Origin of the sequence: Armatimonas sp. (genome assembly GCF_043760365.1) — a bacterium.
Classification (GTDB): domain Bacteria; phylum Armatimonadota; class Armatimonadia; order Armatimonadales; family Armatimonadaceae; genus Armatimonas.
Genome location: NZ_JAYUPA010000231.1, coordinates 1 through 2058, shown reverse-complemented (window position 1 = coordinate 2058; position 2058 = coordinate 1). Strand labels below are relative to the sequence as shown.

2 protein-coding genes are annotated in these 2058 nt (G+C 60.6%); one reads left to right on the top strand and one right to left on the bottom strand.

All coding sequences use genetic code 11. The annotated features are described in order from the left end of the window. Nucleotides 1-142: 142 nt before the first annotated feature. Entirely contained in the window at nucleotides 143-847 is a 705-nt protein-coding gene (locus ACH2EH_RS05570) for an LON peptidase substrate-binding domain-containing protein (RefSeq protein ID WP_395139730.1), read from the bottom strand. A gap of 61 nt (nucleotides 848-908) precedes the next feature. Between ACH2EH_RS05570 and ACH2EH_RS05565 the strand changes: the two genes are divergently transcribed. Further along, nucleotides 909-2058, top strand: a 1150-nt coding sequence (locus ACH2EH_RS05565; protein WP_395139728.1) for a hypothetical protein, incomplete at its 3' end; no start/stop codon positions are given.

Sequence of the window (2058 nt, the reverse complement as noted above, 5' to 3'; positions counted from 1 at the left end):
CTCCACGCGAGCTGCTCCCCACTGTCCGCCGCTGGAAGCGCGAGCCGCGAACCCGAACCCCGCTGAGTCTTCTGAGCCATGCGGGCCTCTTGGGCGGCCTGGTGCTGCTCGGTGCGGGGGGCCTACTCAGCCTGCGTCCGGCTCAGTTGGAACAGCGGTAGCGACGGAATCGCTCAGCGGTGAGAGGCTCCCAGCGCGACGATTCACGTAGCGGGTTGGTCTCCTGGTCAAGATGAAGCGCTGCACGGCGCAGCACATCCCGGGCAGAGAGAAGCCGCGAGGGAATATCCGTCAGCTCCAGGAGTGCCTGCTTATCCTCATTGGCGATTGGCAGCACGCACGCGGCTGTAAAAGAAAGAAGCTCCGGGGTATCGGGAAGGCGAAACCCCGCGACGCGTTTTCCGGCACGGGCTAGCTGACGAGTGAGGTAGTCCTTGAGCGCATCCTTGACAGACTCAACCAGCGGCTCCCAGTCTCCCTCAGCGGCGGGCTCATCGTGGATGTACTCGATCAGGCCACTGCGATACGGATGGTTGTCGTGGGTGTCGAGCAGTCGAAACCGCTCCGTCCCGACCACCTCCACACGAAACCGGCCATCTGGCAAGGGATCCGACTCCACAATCCGCGCCAGACACCCCACCTGAGCGGTCTCAACCGTCTTCGTGGCTTCGTCGTTGCTGGTCATCAAAACAATGCCAAACGGGAGATTCTCCTTCAGACAGCGCTGGATCATCAGGCGGTAACGCACTTCAAAAATATGCAGCGGCACGACCATCTGCGGAAAAAGAACCAGGTCCAGCGGAAAGAGCGGAACCTCAGCGATACGTCCCCCGTGTTGCGATTCCATAACAGATTATATCGCGGTAAAATAACGAAGCAAATCCGACGATAAAGGAGTCTATCTAGGCATGGTACCGATACTTGCCACGCCCATTGCACTGACTGCACAGGCACAGCCTCCCGCGTTCTCCCTCCGCTTTCCCGAGACCTTTGTCTGGAACCCGGAGACACGCGGCCCACTACTTATCGTCTTGCCCGGCGATGAAAAATCTCTCCAGCCGGTTAACTTTGGCTCACTCACGGGCTTTGCTCCTAAACAGCGCACGGAGCTGCTCTGGGAAAAGCTGCCCGCCCCGGATTTGTACTCCAGCCTAGGTGATCCCGAGAAGTTCGGGATTCTCCAGGCGAGCCTCAGTGAGCAGCAGTGGGAAAAGCTCTGTAGCCACGCAGGGCTAGGGCTCGCGGATCTGGGCCGCGACCAGCGCACACTTTTTCTCGCGCTTCTGCCCGCGCCTCTGACGCTCAGCCGTGGGGTGGAAGTAGTACAGATCAAAGACCCGGAGCGCCCACGTGCGCGCCTACGTCTCTCGCGCAAGTTTACCTACCGCTTTACCAACAGCAGCGGCGCTTCTCTCGCTCTGAGCAGTGGAGAGGCCGAAGCACCTCGCTGGACATTGGGCCAGCCTGCCGTGCGCCTGCCTGTATATCGCGGTTTTACCGAGTCTCTACCGACAAATGTCCAGGCAGAGTTCTCATTTGTTACCACCCTGACGGATATCCAGGGAGTGACTCTCTCCGAGGGGCTCAACCAGCGTCTTTCGTTTGTCAACAATGGCAACAGCTCGGGGGGGAGCTTTGGGGCAAAATTTACGGAGCCCCACAATAATAGTGCAAAACCAGGTCAGCTCGACTTTGCAGCCGCCGTGCTGGACGTGCGCGTCTCACTGATTGGTGTTCAGACCGTGGGAGAGCTGGTGAAGCGCTGCGCCGATGCGACAAAGCTGGAGCTATTCTGCGACCCACGCTATGCCCATCGCCCGCTTCACATGCGCGGGACGAGCGCCCGCGCGGGGGATATTTCCCAGGCGCTGGCACGCTGCCTGACAGGAACCTGGCGCAAAGTGGGGCCGGGCTTCGTCCTCACCGACGACTTAGTCCCGCTGGCGATCCGCATGGGCCGTATTCAGGACTGGTTAAGCGCGGCGCAGGCCGAACTTGACCGGGCGCGTGAGGGAACCGGAGCCGCCGCCGCACTGCAAGCAACTTATCTCCAGTGGA

Bases quoted from the DNA above. Each gene is read 5' to 3' on its own strand.
- ACH2EH_RS05570 (WP_395139730.1), bottom strand. From the start codon at position 847: ATGGAATCGCAACACGGGGGACGTATCGCTGAGGTTCCGCTCTTTCCG.